Source organism: Brumimicrobium salinarum (assembly GCF_002844555.1).
In the GTDB taxonomy this organism is placed as follows: domain Bacteria; phylum Bacteroidota; class Bacteroidia; order Flavobacteriales_D; family Crocinitomicaceae; genus Brumimicrobium; species Brumimicrobium salinarum.
Map to the genome: position 1 here is coordinate 646607 of NZ_PJNI01000001.1, position 15666 is coordinate 662272.

The window sequence follows — 15666 nt, forward strand, 5'->3', positions numbered from 1 at the left end:
ATATTTAGTTTTAAAAAGATAAGCTTTTGATATGCTATAAAAAAACGGTCTCCATGTAGATTACATAAAGACCGTTCTAAAAAAAGCTAAAATATTTTATTGCACCTCTTCCGAAGCTTAAAAAATTCTATTCTTAGTTTGAAGGATGTTCTTCGCTTGCTTCTTCTGCAGCAGCAGGGTGCTCCTCTGTTTCTTCTTCCGCAGCAGGATCAGGATGTTCAACTGAATCTACCATTGCTCCTTCCTCTGCAGCAGGATGTTCTTCTGTAGTAGGATGCTCCTCTACTTCTGTTTCAGTCTCTTCTTCAACAACCACTTCTTCAGTTTGAGCTTCCTCTTTTTCTGTTGCTTCTGCTTCAGTACATGCTGTTAAACCAGCTGTTAAACCTAAAGCCATTGTTGCCATTAACATGGTCTTTACTTTTCTCATCGTTAGTTTCATAATAATAATTTTCTATAAAAATAATGTTTCAAAATATTTAAAGAAGGTTTTTTCTGTTTTTTTAATTCATTATTTTCTTTAACAAGGTATTCACCTTTTCGGAAAAAGCTTCTGCATTGTTTATTTTCCCTTGAATAACTGTTGCTTCAGCAGTCTTTCCTTCAGCTTCTAATTGCTCACTTTCCTTTGTTAACGCAACAATAGTTTGGTCAACTCCTTTTTTAAGATTCATAACACTCATGGGTAATACCGCCATAATGTAAGCACCTCCATTTTGAGATAACTGATTAAAGACATGAAAATACCCTTCTTGGGTTTTAATATCCTGTTGCTTAACAGCCGCTGTAAAGTTAAGTAAAGCCCCAATGGCATCATATCCAGAAATATCACCACTGAGAATTGCATTTGCCATAAAATCGAGATGTGTAGCATCTCCATGGTTTTTATACATTCCGATAATTTGTCCTTTTAAAGCCGAAGAACGTTCTTTTTCTAACGTTTTTGCCAACTTAAGTGCTGTGTTTATATCTGATGGCTTACCTTTGGTTAAGCCGTTTAAACCACGAGCAATTGCAAAATATGAACTGTCCTTTTCAATAGTTTGTAATAAAGTGGACCTAGTTTTATCTTCGAACTCTCCTTTAAAATAGTCTTTAGATAATTTAGACAAAGCCGCTCCTCGTACCTTAGAATTAGCATCGGTTTTCGCTAAATTTACTAGGTGGTCAAATACCATTTGTTTCTGATCTGAACCTAATTTATCTAACTTAGAGATAGCTAGCTTTCGTATATACCAAAAATCATCGGCCAAAGCATCTACAATCATTTTTCTACCTGCCTCTGTTCGCAATCTTGATCCGTAAACAATAGCTTGTTCTCTGTCTTTATAACGTGGCGCATTATAATATTGATGAACATACCATTCACGAGGTTTGTCATGACTAAATTTCCCTAAAATTGTTCGGTCTTCATCCACAACAATGTTTTCTAACTCCCCATTATATTTAAAGGTAAAAGTGTTTATGTTTTTATCTACAACAACCTGGTAGGTTTCTTTTTCTCCTCCACTATACACTCCAATTTTTAGTGGTAGCTTATATAAAGGTGTTTTTTCTAAATCCTGATTTTGAGAAATTCGAATGGTAACTTCATTATTTTCGAAAGTTTGTGAAATTTTAATTTCTGGATGTCTTGAAGAAAGAAACCATTGATTAAAAAACCAATTTAGGTCTTCTCCAGAAACTTCTTCAAAAGCTAGGCGTAAATGATGAATTTCCGCTGCTGTATATGCGTTGTCGTTAAGGTATTTTCTCAATCCTGTATAGAATGCATCATCGCCTAAATAATAGCGCAACATGTGTAATATTCGACCACCTTTGTTGTAAGAATGCGCATCAAACATGTCTTCTTTTTCATCATAATCATACCATATCATATCATGGTGCCCTCTTTGGGCAGAGGATTGAAAATATCCTTCAGCTTCTTTTTCTGCAACATAATCTGCATGATCACGACCATTGTAATGTTCATCCCACAAATATTGTGAATAGTTAGCGAAAGCTTCATTCAAAGGTAGGTTTGCCCAACTTTCACAGGTCACTAAATTTCCAAACCAATGATGAAATAACTCATGCGCTATAATTGAATGATCATCAGCGTCAATTAATTCACGTTTCGTCTTGTAAACGAAATCGCCAAATACGACAGCTCCTGTATTTTCCATTGCTCCAGAAACATATTCTCTGACTACAACTTGGTGGTATTTATCCCATTTATAATCTACACCTAATAAATCAGAGAAAAAGGTAATCATTTCAGGTGTTTCCCCAAAAATTGCTTGTGCGTGTTCCTCCCATTCTGGTTCTACATAATAATGTACTGGAATAACTGTTCCGTCTGGCTTTGTATATGTGTCCTTAACAACAGCAAACTCTCCAATTGCCATCATAAAAAGATAAGGTACATGTTTTAATTCTTGTTTCCAATAATCTGTTCGGGTACCATCTTCATTGTGTGTTGATGAAACAAATTTTCCATTGGAAAGTGTTTTGTATTTATCTTCTACGGTTATGTATATTTCCTGTGTTGTTTTTTGATTTGGTCGGTCGATAGTAGGAAACCAAACTGAACTAGCTTCGGTTTCACCTTGTGTCCATATATGTGGCATTTGATTTTCATTTTCTCCTTTTGGATTAATAAAATACAAGCCCTTATCGCTACTTATGGCGCTAGACCCACCAATTTCTTTCTCTTCTGGTTTCGCGATGTAGTCAATTACTACAGTATATTCTTCATCTCTTGTATATTTTTTATCAAGTTTAATTCTCAAGAATTTAGCATCATTGTATTTGTATTGTAGTTTCTTACCATTGAGTTGAACAGATTTTATTTCCATCGCTTTTGCATCTAAAATAAGACTATCGGTAGGATAGAAATGTGGAGAACAGGTAAGTGTAGCGAGTCCTTTTAATTGAGATTTATCCCAGTCAAAACTTACTTCTAACTTGGTGTGTATTAGTCCAGTTTTAATTGTAGCCGAAGGGTTGTAGTTTGGACGGGTTATGATTTCTTCAACTTCTTCCTGAACTGGATCATTTTCCTTAATTACACCTTCTTTCACCGTTGCTGATGATTGTTCTTCTTTTGTTTCGCTCACCTGATCCTTTGATTGTTGATCTTTCGTGGTTCCACAAGCGCAAAATAAACCTAAAGAAAATATAATTGTAAACAGTCGCTTCATAACTAAAAATGTTTTTTTGAATAACAAAAATGGGAATTTTATTCGAATTATATATCAATTTATTCGTTTATGCTAGAAATGTATGCTTGAGTTGTTTACTCATTTCATTTAGAAAAACTATATTTGTGGCGATTACTCATTTTAATAAAAGTAAAATTTACCATGGCGGAAGCAAAGTTTTTGATTGACGGAGAAGCAAGTAAAGGTGAGCAGGGAATAAGTTCAGTTGAATGGATAGATGATACTTATTTCACTTTATTCTTCATGGGTAAAGAATTCCATGGTGAAGTTGTTGCGTCAAATACTGAAGATCAGAAAATGACCATTAAGATTAATCACCGAACTTTTGAAATTAAAAAGGATCGTCCAATTGATGCATTAATTCGCGAAATGGGGCTTGACAAGAAAAAAGTGAGAAAATTACACCAATTAAAATCACCAATGCCAGGACGCATACTTAGTTTTGCGGTTGAAGTTGGAGATGAGGTTACATTAGGATCTCCCTTACTTACCTTAGAAGCCATGAAAATGGAAAATGTTATTAAAGCTGAAGGAGAAGGAAAAGTGAAATCAATCACAAAAGCTAAAGAAACGGTTGTTGAAAAAGGCGAGCTGATAATTGAGTTTGAATAAACTTCACTTTATTAATTGTCTTGAAGATATATTTCCGCCAATACGCTACTTTCGTGTTCCCAGTTCTCAAGATTAGCTGCTTTTTTACAATTTTCTTTTAATTCATTTAACAAAATCTTATTATCCAATACTTCATTTATTGTTTTTGCAATTACCGAAGGTTCATGTGATTTTATTATTCTGCCTACATTATGTCGTTCGATAACCCTCTTTAATTCTATTAAATTAGAACTTATGATGGGTGTGGTTGTATGTAAATAATCAAAAATTTTGTTGGGTAAGGAATACTTATAATTAGAATTGGTATCCTTATCTAAACTTAAACCTAAATCGGCATGATACGTATAATTCATCATTTCATCATAGGGGACTCTTCCAATAAATCTCACTTTTGCAGATAATTTTTCTTGCAATACTTGTTTTTTTAGGTCGGGAATTACATCGCCACTACCCACAATTAGAAAAAGTGTATTTTCAATGTCTTTCATTGCCATTACAGCCTCTTCCGCACCTCGATCTACATTGATTCCTGCACCTTGAAGTATGATAATGTTTTGATTTTCAGGCAAACCTAATTCTTTCTTTGTCTTAATTGCTTTTGGTTTCCAAAGTGGAGATACGTTTCTAACCACTTTTACTTCCTTATTGTATTTTTTTTCATAGATCGAAGCAATTGATTTGTTTACTGTATAGACGGTTTTTACTTTTGGAAAAATCCATTCTTCTATTTTTAACCAGACTTTTCTTACCCGTGGTCTACTGGTTAACTCGGGTACTTCAGTGAAAAGTTCGTGGGTATCATAAACCAATCTTCGCTTGCCTTTTAGTTGGTTTGCACAATAATTTCCCAATAATGTATCTAAATCATTACTAAGTAAAACATCATATTTTTGAAAAAGTAAAAAAATAAATAATCGCAAATTAAAGAAAGCATAAAACAATGCTCCTTGTGTAAAAACGATTTTAAAACGTTTTATTTCGTATTTCCTGTCGTTTATTGGCTTGCTATTTTTGAGTAATCTTCCTACCAGTAAAACGTTATATCCGTTTTCATGTAAAAAAGAACAAACTTTATGTACACGCTGATCGGTATACAAGTCGTTAGTGACAGAAACGATTATTTTTTTGATTTCATGGCTTACAAAAATAGCATTATTCTTTCATTTGATATTAAAATTGATGTGTGGAACAGACAAAATATAATCTATAATGATTATAGGTTAAAAAAGGAAGACTTTTCGTATTTTTGAACAAAATTTTTAACTATGAGAATTATTTTAACACTTATAACCCTCTTATTTTTTGCAACTTCAGCTTTCGTTCAATCTCAAGATCTTGAATTAGAAAAAGGACTTTACGCAAAAATAACGACCCAAAAAGGAGAGATTATCCTTGAGTTGTTTCCTGAAAAAGCACCATTAACAGTGGCTAACTTTGTCGGTTTAGCACAAGGGAAACTAAAAATAGGAGATTCAATTCGATACAAGGAACCCTATTACGATGGGCTGGTTTTTCACCGTGTTATAGATAATTTTATGATTCAAGGCGGTGATCCTTCCGGAAATGGTTCTGGTGGGCCTGGTTATCGTTTTTGGGATGAGGCTGATAATGGTGTAAATCATCAAAAAGGAAGCTTGTCAATGGCCAATGCAGGTCCACATACCAATGGCAGTCAATTCTTCATTACACACGTTGCAACACCTCATTTGAACGGAAAACATACTGTTTTCGGTCAGGTTTTAGCAGGTCAATCAGTTGTTGATGAAATATCACAGGGCGACACCATGCAACAGGTAGAGATTATTGAAAAAGGATTAAAATACAAATGGTTATATAATCCATCAAAAACATTTAAAAAAGAATATGCACGATTAGCTGTTGTAGTAGAGCAGAAACGTTTAGCTGAAGAAAAAAGAAAAGCCGAAGAAAAGGTAAGGAGAATAGAAGCAAAAGCTAAAACTGAAAATGAATATAAGGAGTATTTTTATGATTTGGTTAAAAAGAAAGCACCTAATGCTGTTCAAACACCGTCAGGATTAGTATATGTTCTTCATGAAGAAGGTGAGGGTGAAACGGCACAAAAAGGTGACACTGTGAAATTACATTATAAAGGAACATTTGTTACTGGAGGCAAGTTTGATTCGTCTTATGATCGTGGTCAGCCTTTTGAATTTCAATACTTAATTAATAACCTTATCCCCGGATTTAACGAAGGTGTCGGTTTAAGTAAAAAAGGAACGAAAATCGATTTATATGTTCCATATTTTTTAGCCTATGGCGTTTCAGGAAGAGGCAGACAAATACCCCCTTATTCGGATTTATTATTTGAAATAGAAGTTTTAAACCTCGGAAAATAAAATGAAAACTACACTACTATTTACAACACTTCTTTTTGTTCATTTTTTCGTGAGCAGTCAAAAGACAACTGTTCAAGTTCTTGATGTAACCTCAGAGAATCCCATTGCTTTTGCTAAGGTAAATGACGGAAAAAGTCTTTCTTTACTTACTGATATTGATGGTAAAGCAACGATTAATATCGTGAAAGAAAACATGTATTCTTTTCGCTTTTTGATTACAACGACACCCTCGTTTCAGGTGCGGAATTAATTAATAATCCGATTGTTTACATGTCTTCCAATGCTCAAGTTTTTGATGAAGTTGTCATTACACCAGGAGAGAATCCTGCGCATCGGATTATTCAAAATGTGATGGATAATAAAAAACAAAACGATCCATTACGCAATAATTCTTTCGAATATGACTCGTATTCTAAACTATATTTAACAGGAGAATTACCAGAAGGGGTAAATAGAGATACGATTACTGATACCACCATGATCAATGCTTTTGAATTGCTCGATAGACAGTATCTTTTCTTAACCGAAACGGAGGCAACGCGAACTTTTAATCCACCCAACTACGATAAAGAGGTTGTAACAGCCTATAATGTTTCTGGATTTAAAGATCCGATGTTTGCTACCTTTGTTAATCAATTTCAATCATTTTCTTTTTATGATAACAATTTCGTTTTAAACCAAAAGGAATATATCAATCCCATTGCACCTGGAGGACTTAGGCGTTACCTTTTTATATTAGAGGATACATTATTCCATAAAGAAACCCAGGATACTACCTATACGATAAAATTTAGACCACGAAAAGGGAAAAATTTTGAAGGTGTAGAAGGTTACCTTTATATACATTCTAAGGAATGGGCCATTGAGCGAGTGATTGCATCCCCTCATAATCAACCGGGATCCTTGGTTTCCCCACGAATTATTCAAGAGTACGAAATAACCAATGGCAAAAAATGGTTTCCTAAAAAAATCAGTACGGAATTAGATTTTGCCATTGATTTTAATGGATATGTCAATATCATTGGCCGAAGTTCCTTGTATATTAAAAACGTTCAATTTGATATTGAAAGTAAAAAAGGTTTTAACCCTGTTTCGGTAGAAGTACAGGAAGATGCTTTGGCGGATTCTTCTAGCATTAATGAAATTCGTGGAAATACATATACAGGTAAAGAAGGTCGAACTTATGCGAAAGTCGACAGTGTAGTAGAAGAAAATAATTTAGACCGTTTACTTGATGTTTTTAAAATCGCTTCTACAGGAAAAATTCCAATTGGTGTTTTTAGTGTTCCAGTTCAAGAAATTGTTTACTTTAATCGACAAGAAGGGGTTAGACTTGGTTTGGGATTAGAAACGAACCGAAGACTAAGCAAGATTTTTCAAATAGGTGGTTATTTTGCTTACGGTTTAAGAGATCATAAATGGAAGTGGGGGGGAGACCTTAATTTCACATTGAACCAAGCCCGTTTAATACGCTTAAATCTACATTATAGTGACGATGTTTATGAACGCGGTAGCACTGATATGTATGATGATAATTTCAATTTAGTTAATCAAGGAATTTATAGAGATTTCTTTATTAATTTAATGGATAGACAACGTTTTGCTGGGGTAAACTTAAGTGGTTTAATTCGTCAAAATATGAAGTTGCAATTATTCGGTAACTATAAGCGATTTACATTTGTTGATGATTATCAATACACACCTTTATTTACTTCAAATGGAACCGCAGAGCAGTTTGATATTGCTGAGGTTGGATTTATATTTAACTGGAATATCAGAGAAAAAGTAATGATGCTTGAAAATAATCGTGTTTCTTTAGGTACGAAATGGCCAAAATTAACACTTAAAGCAACGCGAGGACTTGGAGGTGTTTTTGAATCAAACTATGATTATTATCGTTTAAAATTCACCGTGCATCAAACCTTTAAGATTCGAGGAGCAGGAAGTATCAGTTTGGTAAGTAAAAGTGGATTAACCATAGGTAACGTACCATTAACATTAAGTCATGTGCAAGAAGGAACAGGGATTAATTTTTTGTTATCGGTTGCCAATACTTTTGAGACCATGCAACCAGCTGAGTTTTTTAGTGATCAGCAAAGTTCTTTGTTTTTTAGATATACATTTTTACCGATTAAAACAGGTGAGGACTGGACAGAGCCGACTTTTGTGATTCATAGTGCAGCTGCATTTGGCACCATGAAAAATAGAGTCGACCATACAGGATTTTCTTTTAAAACACCAGAAAAAGGTTATTATGAATCAGGTTTAATTGTAGATCGGTTAATTGTTAGTAATAATATTCTTGGACTTGGTGCTGGTATGTTTTATCGATACGGCCCCTATGAACTGCCAAAGACCAAGGATAACTTTTTCTATAAAGTCTCTGTACGATTAAATTTCTAAATGTCTATTGTTTTTGTTTGTCTTCCATTACCTTTGCTTTGGCATGTGGAAAGACCAATTAAACATATTACAAAAGCTTTCACTTAAACGAATTTTAAATATTTCGCTTCTATATGGCTCCTATTTTTTAGCTAAATATTTTAAGCGCTTCATGGTTCGGGGAATGCCTTATGCCGCTAGTATAGAGCCAACAACAGCGTGTAACTTAGGTTGTCCGGAATGTCCTAGTGGACTCAAACAATTTACCCGGCCAACAGGAAAACTGGATTTGGATCTACATAGAAAAATGCTCGATGAATTAGGTAGCCAGTTATTTTACATTAATTACTATTTCCAAGGAGAACCATTTTTGCACCCACAATTTCTCTCACTAATTAAGGAAGCCAATCAACGTAAAATATATACTGCTACTTCAACAAACGCTCATTTTATAAATGAAAATACAGCTGAAAAGATTGTGAATTCAGGATTAGATCGATTGATAATTTCTATTGATGGACTAAGTCAGGAAACGTACGAACAATACCGTAGGAAAGGAGAGTTAACTAAAGTTATAAAAGGAACAAAACATTTAATTGCGGCAAAAGAGAAGTTAAACCGTACAACACCCCATTTAATATTTCAATTTTTAGTGGTAAAGCCCAATGAACATGAGGTAGATGATGTTTTTTTACTCGGTAAGCAACTAGGTGTTGACGAAGTGAGATTAAAAACAGCACAATTATATGATTATAAAAATGGGAATCCATTGATGCCTAGCAATGAGAAATATGCCCGTTACAAAAGACAGAAAGACGGTACATATAAAAGTAAATACACTATTCAAGACCATTGTTGGAGAATGTGGTCTTCAACTGTTTTAACTTGGGATGGAAAGATTGTACCCTGTTGTTTTGATAAAGACGCAAAACATGTTTTGGGCACATTAGGGAATAGTACCTCTTTCACTGATATATGGTACGATCAACGATACCAAAACTTCCGTAAACAAGTATTTACAGATCGTTCACAAATTGATATTTGTAAAAATTGTTCCGAAGGTGCAAAAGTATGGACATAAACTGCTTTGTTTCTGTTTGTATTTAAGTTGTATTATTAACTTCGTTGCGAGCTCATTTCGGTAAGCTCAATCCATCACAACGCAATTAATATTTCGGATTAGTTTGAACATTAGTTTCTGCTTATGCGGTGTTAAAAAGGTTAAGCCCGCTATACCTAAAGGAGATACTTGTATTTTAGTTCTCGAAAATGAAAAGAATAAAACTAAAACACATTGTATTTTTGATTAGTTCTGCGCTAATTGTGCTTGTGTTTTTGCAGCTATATCAGGCTTTTCAGCTGTATGAGAAAAAATCAGAGGAGCTCAACAATCACATTGAAAATGTTCTTTCTAAGGTTGCTATTCGACATGAGAAAGCTTCTGATCTTCAAAGATATACTTCATTTTTTGGAAGTGACTTTAGTGGACAATATAAAAAGGCACTAAAACAAGAATTTCAAAATCTAGTTCCCGTAAGAGAATCTGTTTCCATTACAGACACCATCATTTATGAAAATGGTACAGCAGTTAAGTATCTTCAAATTACGGGCGACTCCTACGACTCTTTATCTCATGTTTCAGCAAAACACAGTGTGCTCGCGCGTGATATTAGTGAGTTATCTTCTTACATAAAAAAAGGAACAAAAAATCAATCTAAAGACAAGGACGGGGATAATGATTTAGCTTTTCAGTTAGACAAACGAGTAATCAACAGTTTGTTTAAGAAGTCAAAATACATTAATGATTTAATGATAAATGCATTCAGGAGTAGTGGAAATATTACTCCCACAGATCGTGTTAACCTTGCATTTTTAGACTCAATGATTACCAAAACTTTTGAAATTGAGGATTTGGCAACGAAGTTTAATTACGCAATTTTTGATGAACAGGGTGATGTGGTCGAATTCCCAACCTATACAGATCGATATAATCTGAATATTGATACGCAATCCTCTAAGCAGGTAAGAATGTTTCCAGGTAATATTTTTGATAAAGAATTGACTTTACATGTCTCATTTCCCCAAACGAATATTGTTCTGTTTAATGAAATGTGGCTTACTTTACTTGTAAGTGTATTGTTGATTAGTTTGGTTGTTCTATCATTTTATGTCATGTTTAAAACCATCTTGAATCAAAAGCATTTAGCAGAGGTAAAAAGTGATTTTATTTCGAATATGACCCATGAGTTTAAAACACCAATAAGTACAATATCTTTGGCTTGTGAGGCTATGTCGGATTCCGATATGAACCAAACTGAAGCAAGTAACTTGAGTCCTTTTATTAAAATGATTGACGAAGAAAATAAAAGATTAGGTGGCCTTGTGGAGCAAATACTAAAGAGCGCAGTTTTAGATAAAGGAGATATTAAGATGAAACGCGATGAATTAGAATTAAATGAAATTGTTTCTCAAGTTGTTGGTAAAGCTAAAATTCGTATCAGTAATGGTGAGATTCAACTTGATCAAGCAGTTGGTTTACTTCCTTTTATCGGTGATCCTGTTCACACAAATAATTTGATTTCTAATTTAGTAGATAATGCTATTAAGTATAGCAAAGAGGAGGTTTTAATTAAAATTAAAACAGAGAAACTGAAAAATGGAGATTATAAATTTATAATCAGCGATAAAGGCATCGGAATTAAAAATGATCATTTAGATAAAATATTTGATAAGCTTTATCGTGTTCCTACTGGAAATGTACACGATGTTAAAGGTTATGGTTTAGGACTTAATTATGTAAAAGCAATTGTTGATCTTCAAGGTTGGAAAATCAACGTCAAAAGTAAATACGGAGAAGGAACAACCTTCACATTAATCATTAAAAACACACAAGATCATGAGTAAGAGTATAAAAATTTTATTGGCAGAAGATGATAATAACCTTGGTTTATTATTGGAGTCATTTATAAAAGCTAAAGGCTTTAAGGTTGATTTAGCAAGAGATGGTAAACAAGCATTAGAAAAATTTAATCAAGACACATACCATTTTGTTATTCTAGATGTTATGATGCCAGAAATGGATGGATTTACAGTAGCAAAAGAAATTCGAGAAATTGATAGCCAAATTCCTATTCTCTTCCTTACCGCAAAAAGCATGAAAGAAGACAAATTAGAAGGCTTTTCAATAGGTGCTGATGATTATCTTACAAAGCCTTTTAGTATGGAAGAGCTTGTCGCTAGAATTGAAGCTATTCTGAAAAGGTCACAAGGAGAAGACACACCTTTAGATGACACATTCACTATTGGTAGATTCAAATTTGACCCGCTAACTAGGGTAATTGATATCGATGGAGAAGAGAATAAACTAACAACAAAAGAAAGTCAGTTGTTAAAGTTACTAGCCAAGAATAAAAACCAAGTACTCGATAGACAAGCTGCTTTAAGAGCAATTTGGGGAGATGACAATTACTTTAATGGTAGAAGTATGGATGTTTATATCGCAAAATTGCGTAAAATTCTCAAAGCTGACGAAGATATTGAAATTATGAATATACACGGGAAAGGATTCAAGCTGATTGATCAATAGGCTTCGGCTTACTTTTAGGTGTTGCTTTAAGAGGAAAGAAAAAGTACATTTCTTACCTTAAACTTAGGGAAAACCCTTGTTATTTATAGTTAACAAATATTTACATTTACGACTTGCTAGGATAACCATTAAATAGACATTTTAAATCTCAAAACTAAAGTGTTTAATTGCAGTTTTTAGTTATACCTTTTTGCAGAGTCGCTTAATAAGTGATGATTTTCATAATGTAAAACCTCTTGGATTTAACCGAGAGGTTTTTTTATTTCCATATAACGGTCGCCTATACTTTACGGCAGAAACTACAGTCGGGAATACAGAACTGTATGAGTCTGATGGTACAGCTGCTGGAACTAAGAAGATATCTCCCGCTATAGCTCCAATTCTAGATCCATACTACGGTTCTACTCAATTTTATAATTATGATGATGCCTTGTATTTTAAAGCAAATTTTACAAGCAATGGTTATGATATGAATTATATAGGGTGAGAGACACTACTCTTTTTATTGACAAAGAAGCTCAATTAATAAATTTTCGAGCTTATCCGAACCCAACAAGTGATAGAATAATTATCACCACAGAGGAAAACACTTCATTTTCTCTACTTGATTTAACAGGAAAAGTTTTAAAATCATTTGAAGTAAACCAAGAAAAAGAAATTTCGATCGCTGAATTAAATAGTGGAGTTTATATCTTAAAAGAGCAAAATTTTGGGACGTGTTTAAAAATTGTGAAAGAGTAACATCTACGTGTTTATGTGTTAAATATTAATCTAATAAAAAGAATTTTTTTGATAAAAACTGAAGGTTTTCTGTTTTCATCCTTCAAAAATATACCACTGTTAAAACCAACATTTTTATGGTTGTAAAATATTGAAAGGCTAAATTACTAAAACGTTAAAAAAACCTACCGAAAAACTAATGTAAGGAGTTGAAGGCTATGGATTTGCTTAAATCTATTGATGTTTAGTTAATGGCTTTTTTTGATTTCATCTCATCAGATTTTTTTTCTTATCTATATTTTTGTTAACTTGGTCGTAAACATAAATACTACTAATGTCAAAATTTGAAAGATTTGACAAAAAGACATCTTATGAAATACACAATGTTAACATCTATAAAATCCATTCTTATTTTTGGGTTTGTTTTTGGGGCAAATTTGACGACCAATGCACAGCAAGGTGATATTATACCTCCAGCATGTGCAAACGATACATATACTTTAGATCCAGGTACAACTATTCACTTTTATGATGATGGTGGTCCTGGCGGAGATTGTAATAATGGAGGAAATGTATCGGATGGTAACTTTTCAAACGCCAACTGTGAAACGATAACAACGATATGTCCAGCGGCTTGTGAGTCTTTAGATATCGAATTTCTAACTTTTTCTATGTACAATACATCGTCAGGATGGGATTGGATGGTAATCTATGAAGGAACAGGAACTAGCGGCAACATTATTTTTGACAATAGATCTGGAAGTCCAGATAATCCGAGAGGAACAGATTGTGACTTTGTTAACAATAATGATGTTCTTGATATTATTTCCGCTCAAGATCAATGTATAACTTTTCGGTTTTTTGCAACCAGTGTGGTTAATAGAGAAGGATGGGATGCCAGAGTGACCTCAGTTGCGGTTCCAGGTGCAGGAGTCGTGGATATTGATGTTACAGCTCCTACCTGTACCGCTGATGGAAGTGCTGTTATTTCGAATTATGACAACAGCTCAACATATACTTTTACACCCACAGGACCTTCAGTAGGAACTGGAGGGGTTATTACTGGTGCTACTTTCGGTCAAAGTTATTCCGTAGAAGAAAACGCTGCGGGTTGTCCTACTAGTTTTCAAATCGATGCGCAAGTTCTACCTCCAGATGTGCCAAGTTTTAATATTACAGCGCCCACTTGTTCTGCCGATGGTTCTGCCGAGATAACAAATTACCTTTCAGGGGCAACATACACATTTACTCCACTTGGTCCTTCGGTTAATACGTCTGGTGCAATTACAGGAGCTAACTTTGGGCAAAGTTATACAGTGGAAGTAGAAAACGGAGGATGTACCGAGACGGCAACTTTCCAAATTGAAGAACAATTAGTATCTCCAGCAATACCGAACTTTAATATTACAGCACCAACTTGTTTAGCGGATGGTTCTGCTGAGTTGACAAATTATGATAATACAATGTCTTATACATTTACACCTGCTGGACCTTCAATTGGAAGTTCTGGAGAGATTACAGGTGAGACCACTGGGCAAAGTTATACATTAGAGGTTGATAACGGGAGTTGTACCGAAACAGCTGTCTTTCAGACTGACGAACAACTGGAAACCCCCGATGAACCTGTCTTTAACATTATAGACCCTACTTGTCAGGCTGATGGTTCGGCGGAGATATCAAATTACGATGCTACTTTAACATATACATTCACTCCGGCAGGACCTACATTAGGTAGTTTAGGCGAAATAACAGGAGTAAGTTTCGGGCAAAACTATAATGTAGAAGTTGATAACGGAGGTTGTAGTGCAACTTCTGATTTTCAAGTCGAGACACAACTAGAAACTCCAGTTCCAAATATTTTTGCTGATACAACAATTGGTTGTACACCTCAAACAATAACTTTTGTTGACACTTCAGGATATGTTAACGTAACTTGTTCATGGGATTTTGGTGATGGAAGTACTAGTGAAATATGCGATACTGTTGAACATGTGTATGATGAGGAAGGTATTTATGATGTAACATTAACATTAGAAAGTGCTGAAGGTTGTGTTGGTGATACAACTTTATATAGTTATATTGAAATTGTGGAAAGTCCAATTGCCGATTTTACAGCCAATCCTATGATAACTGATTTTAATAACACCCAAATAATTTTTACAAATGAATCTATGAATGACACAACTTATGTTTGGGATTTTGATGATACATCTTCACAAGTTAGTAATGTTGATCCAATTCATACGTATCCAATTGGAATAGCTGATGATTATAACGTTATGCTTTATGCATTCGGAGATTTTGGGTGTGTTGATTCAACAAGTTTAACGATAGTTGTAAATAATCCTGATGTTGAAATATCTGTTCCAAATATATTTACTCCTAATGGAGATAATGAAAATGATTTTTTTGAATTAATCAACGTTGATAATATTGAAGATTTAGACCTTATTATTTTAAATCGTTGGGGTAATGTTGTTTTTGAAAGTAACGACCCAAACTTTAAATGGAACGGATCAATTCAGAACAATGGAGCAGAATGTACTGACGGAACTTATTTCTATAAAATTAAAGTGAAAGACTTGATGGGAGAAGAAATCTTGAAGCATGGCTTTGTCCAATTAGCGAGAGGAAAATAATATCAGTTTAAACGCTATTTCTGTTTAGCTGATTACTTTTCTGTGTATGTCTTATAACATCAGCTTAATAAGCAATTTATTGATAATGGCTAACTAAAGTAACGTTGAAATGTTCTTTAAATTGGGATTATCCAGCGTTTGCCGAAATGTCACCACTACAAAGTCGA

The 15666-nt window shown here is 34.0% G+C and carries 13 protein-coding genes; 10 read left to right on the plus strand and 3 right to left on the minus strand.

Going from position 1 to position 15666, the window contains the following annotated elements; all coding sequences use genetic code 11:
• Positions 1-133 precede the first annotated feature (133 nt).
• Positions 134-442 carry a hypothetical protein gene (locus CW751_RS02860; protein ID WP_101333473.1) on the minus strand — a complete coding sequence of 103 codons (309 nt, stop codon included), beginning with the start codon at positions 440-442 and terminating at the stop codon, positions 134-136.
• 61 nt (positions 443-503) lie between these two features.
• Complete coding sequence (locus CW751_RS02865) at positions 504-3182, minus strand: M1 family metallopeptidase (protein ID WP_101333474.1); 2679 nt, start codon at positions 3180-3182, stop codon at positions 504-506.
• Positions 3183-3344: 162 nt separating this feature from the next.
• Between CW751_RS02865 and CW751_RS02870 the strand changes: the two genes are divergently transcribed.
• Positions 3345-3815 carry an acetyl-CoA carboxylase biotin carboxyl carrier protein subunit gene (locus tag CW751_RS02870; protein WP_101333475.1) on the plus strand — a complete coding sequence of 157 codons (471 nt, stop codon included), beginning with the start codon at positions 3345-3347 and terminating at the stop codon, positions 3813-3815.
• Positions 3816-3826: 11 nt separating this feature from the next.
• Here CW751_RS02870 and CW751_RS02875 read toward each other — a convergent pair whose 3' ends face one another.
• Positions 3827-4912 carry a glycosyltransferase gene (locus CW751_RS02875; protein ID WP_101333476.1) on the minus strand — a complete coding sequence of 362 codons (1086 nt, stop codon included), beginning with the start codon at positions 4910-4912 and terminating at the stop codon, positions 3827-3829.
• Between the two features lie 168 nt (positions 4913-5080).
• Between CW751_RS02875 and CW751_RS02880 the strand changes: the two genes are divergently transcribed.
• The 9 genes from CW751_RS02880 (at position 5081) to CW751_RS02920 (ending at position 15499) form a co-directional block, all read left to right on the plus strand.
• A complete protein-coding gene (locus CW751_RS02880) occupies positions 5081-6172 on the plus strand; it encodes a peptidylprolyl isomerase (protein WP_101333477.1) in 1092 nt (363 codons plus the stop codon).
• 1 nt (position 6173) lies between these two features.
• On the plus strand, positions 6174-6422 hold the full coding sequence (locus CW751_RS02885) for a hypothetical protein (RefSeq protein WP_101333478.1): 249 nt from the start codon (positions 6174-6176) through the stop codon (positions 6420-6422).
• A gap of 20 nt (positions 6423-6442) precedes the next feature.
• Positions 6443-8575 carry a DUF5686 family protein gene (locus CW751_RS02890; RefSeq protein WP_101333479.1) on the plus strand — a complete coding sequence of 711 codons (2133 nt, stop codon included), beginning with the start codon at positions 6443-6445 and terminating at the stop codon, positions 8573-8575.
• A gap of 151 nt (positions 8576-8726) precedes the next feature.
• Positions 8727-9635 (plus strand): radical SAM/SPASM domain-containing protein, encoded by a 909-nt coding sequence (locus CW751_RS02895; protein ID WP_240612522.1) that lies wholly within the window; start codon positions 8727-8729, stop codon positions 9633-9635.
• A 188-nt stretch (positions 9636-9823) separates the two neighbouring features.
• Positions 9824-11458 carry a sensor histidine kinase gene (locus CW751_RS02900; protein ID WP_101333481.1) on the plus strand — a complete coding sequence of 545 codons (1635 nt, stop codon included), beginning with the start codon at positions 9824-9826 and terminating at the stop codon, positions 11456-11458.
• On the plus strand, positions 11451-12140 hold the full coding sequence (locus CW751_RS02905; RefSeq protein ID WP_101333482.1) for a response regulator transcription factor: 690 nt from the start codon (positions 11451-11453) through the stop codon (positions 12138-12140). Before CW751_RS02900 ends, CW751_RS02905 begins: the two co-directional genes overlap by 8 nt.
• Positions 12141-12330: 190 nt before the next feature.
• Positions 12331-12627 carry a hypothetical protein gene (locus CW751_RS02910; protein WP_165779197.1) on the plus strand — a complete coding sequence of 99 codons (297 nt, stop codon included), beginning with the start codon at positions 12331-12333 and terminating at the stop codon, positions 12625-12627.
• Complete coding sequence (locus CW751_RS02915) at positions 12624-12881, plus strand: T9SS type A sorting domain-containing protein (RefSeq protein WP_101333484.1); 258 nt, start codon at positions 12624-12626, stop codon at positions 12879-12881. Before CW751_RS02910 ends, CW751_RS02915 begins: the two co-directional genes overlap by 4 nt.
• A 350-nt stretch (positions 12882-13231) precedes the next feature.
• Positions 13232-15499 (plus strand): T9SS type B sorting domain-containing protein, encoded by a 2268-nt coding sequence (locus CW751_RS02920; RefSeq protein ID WP_101333485.1) that lies wholly within the window; start codon positions 13232-13234, stop codon positions 15497-15499.
• The last annotated feature ends 167 nt before the right edge of the window (positions 15500-15666 follow it).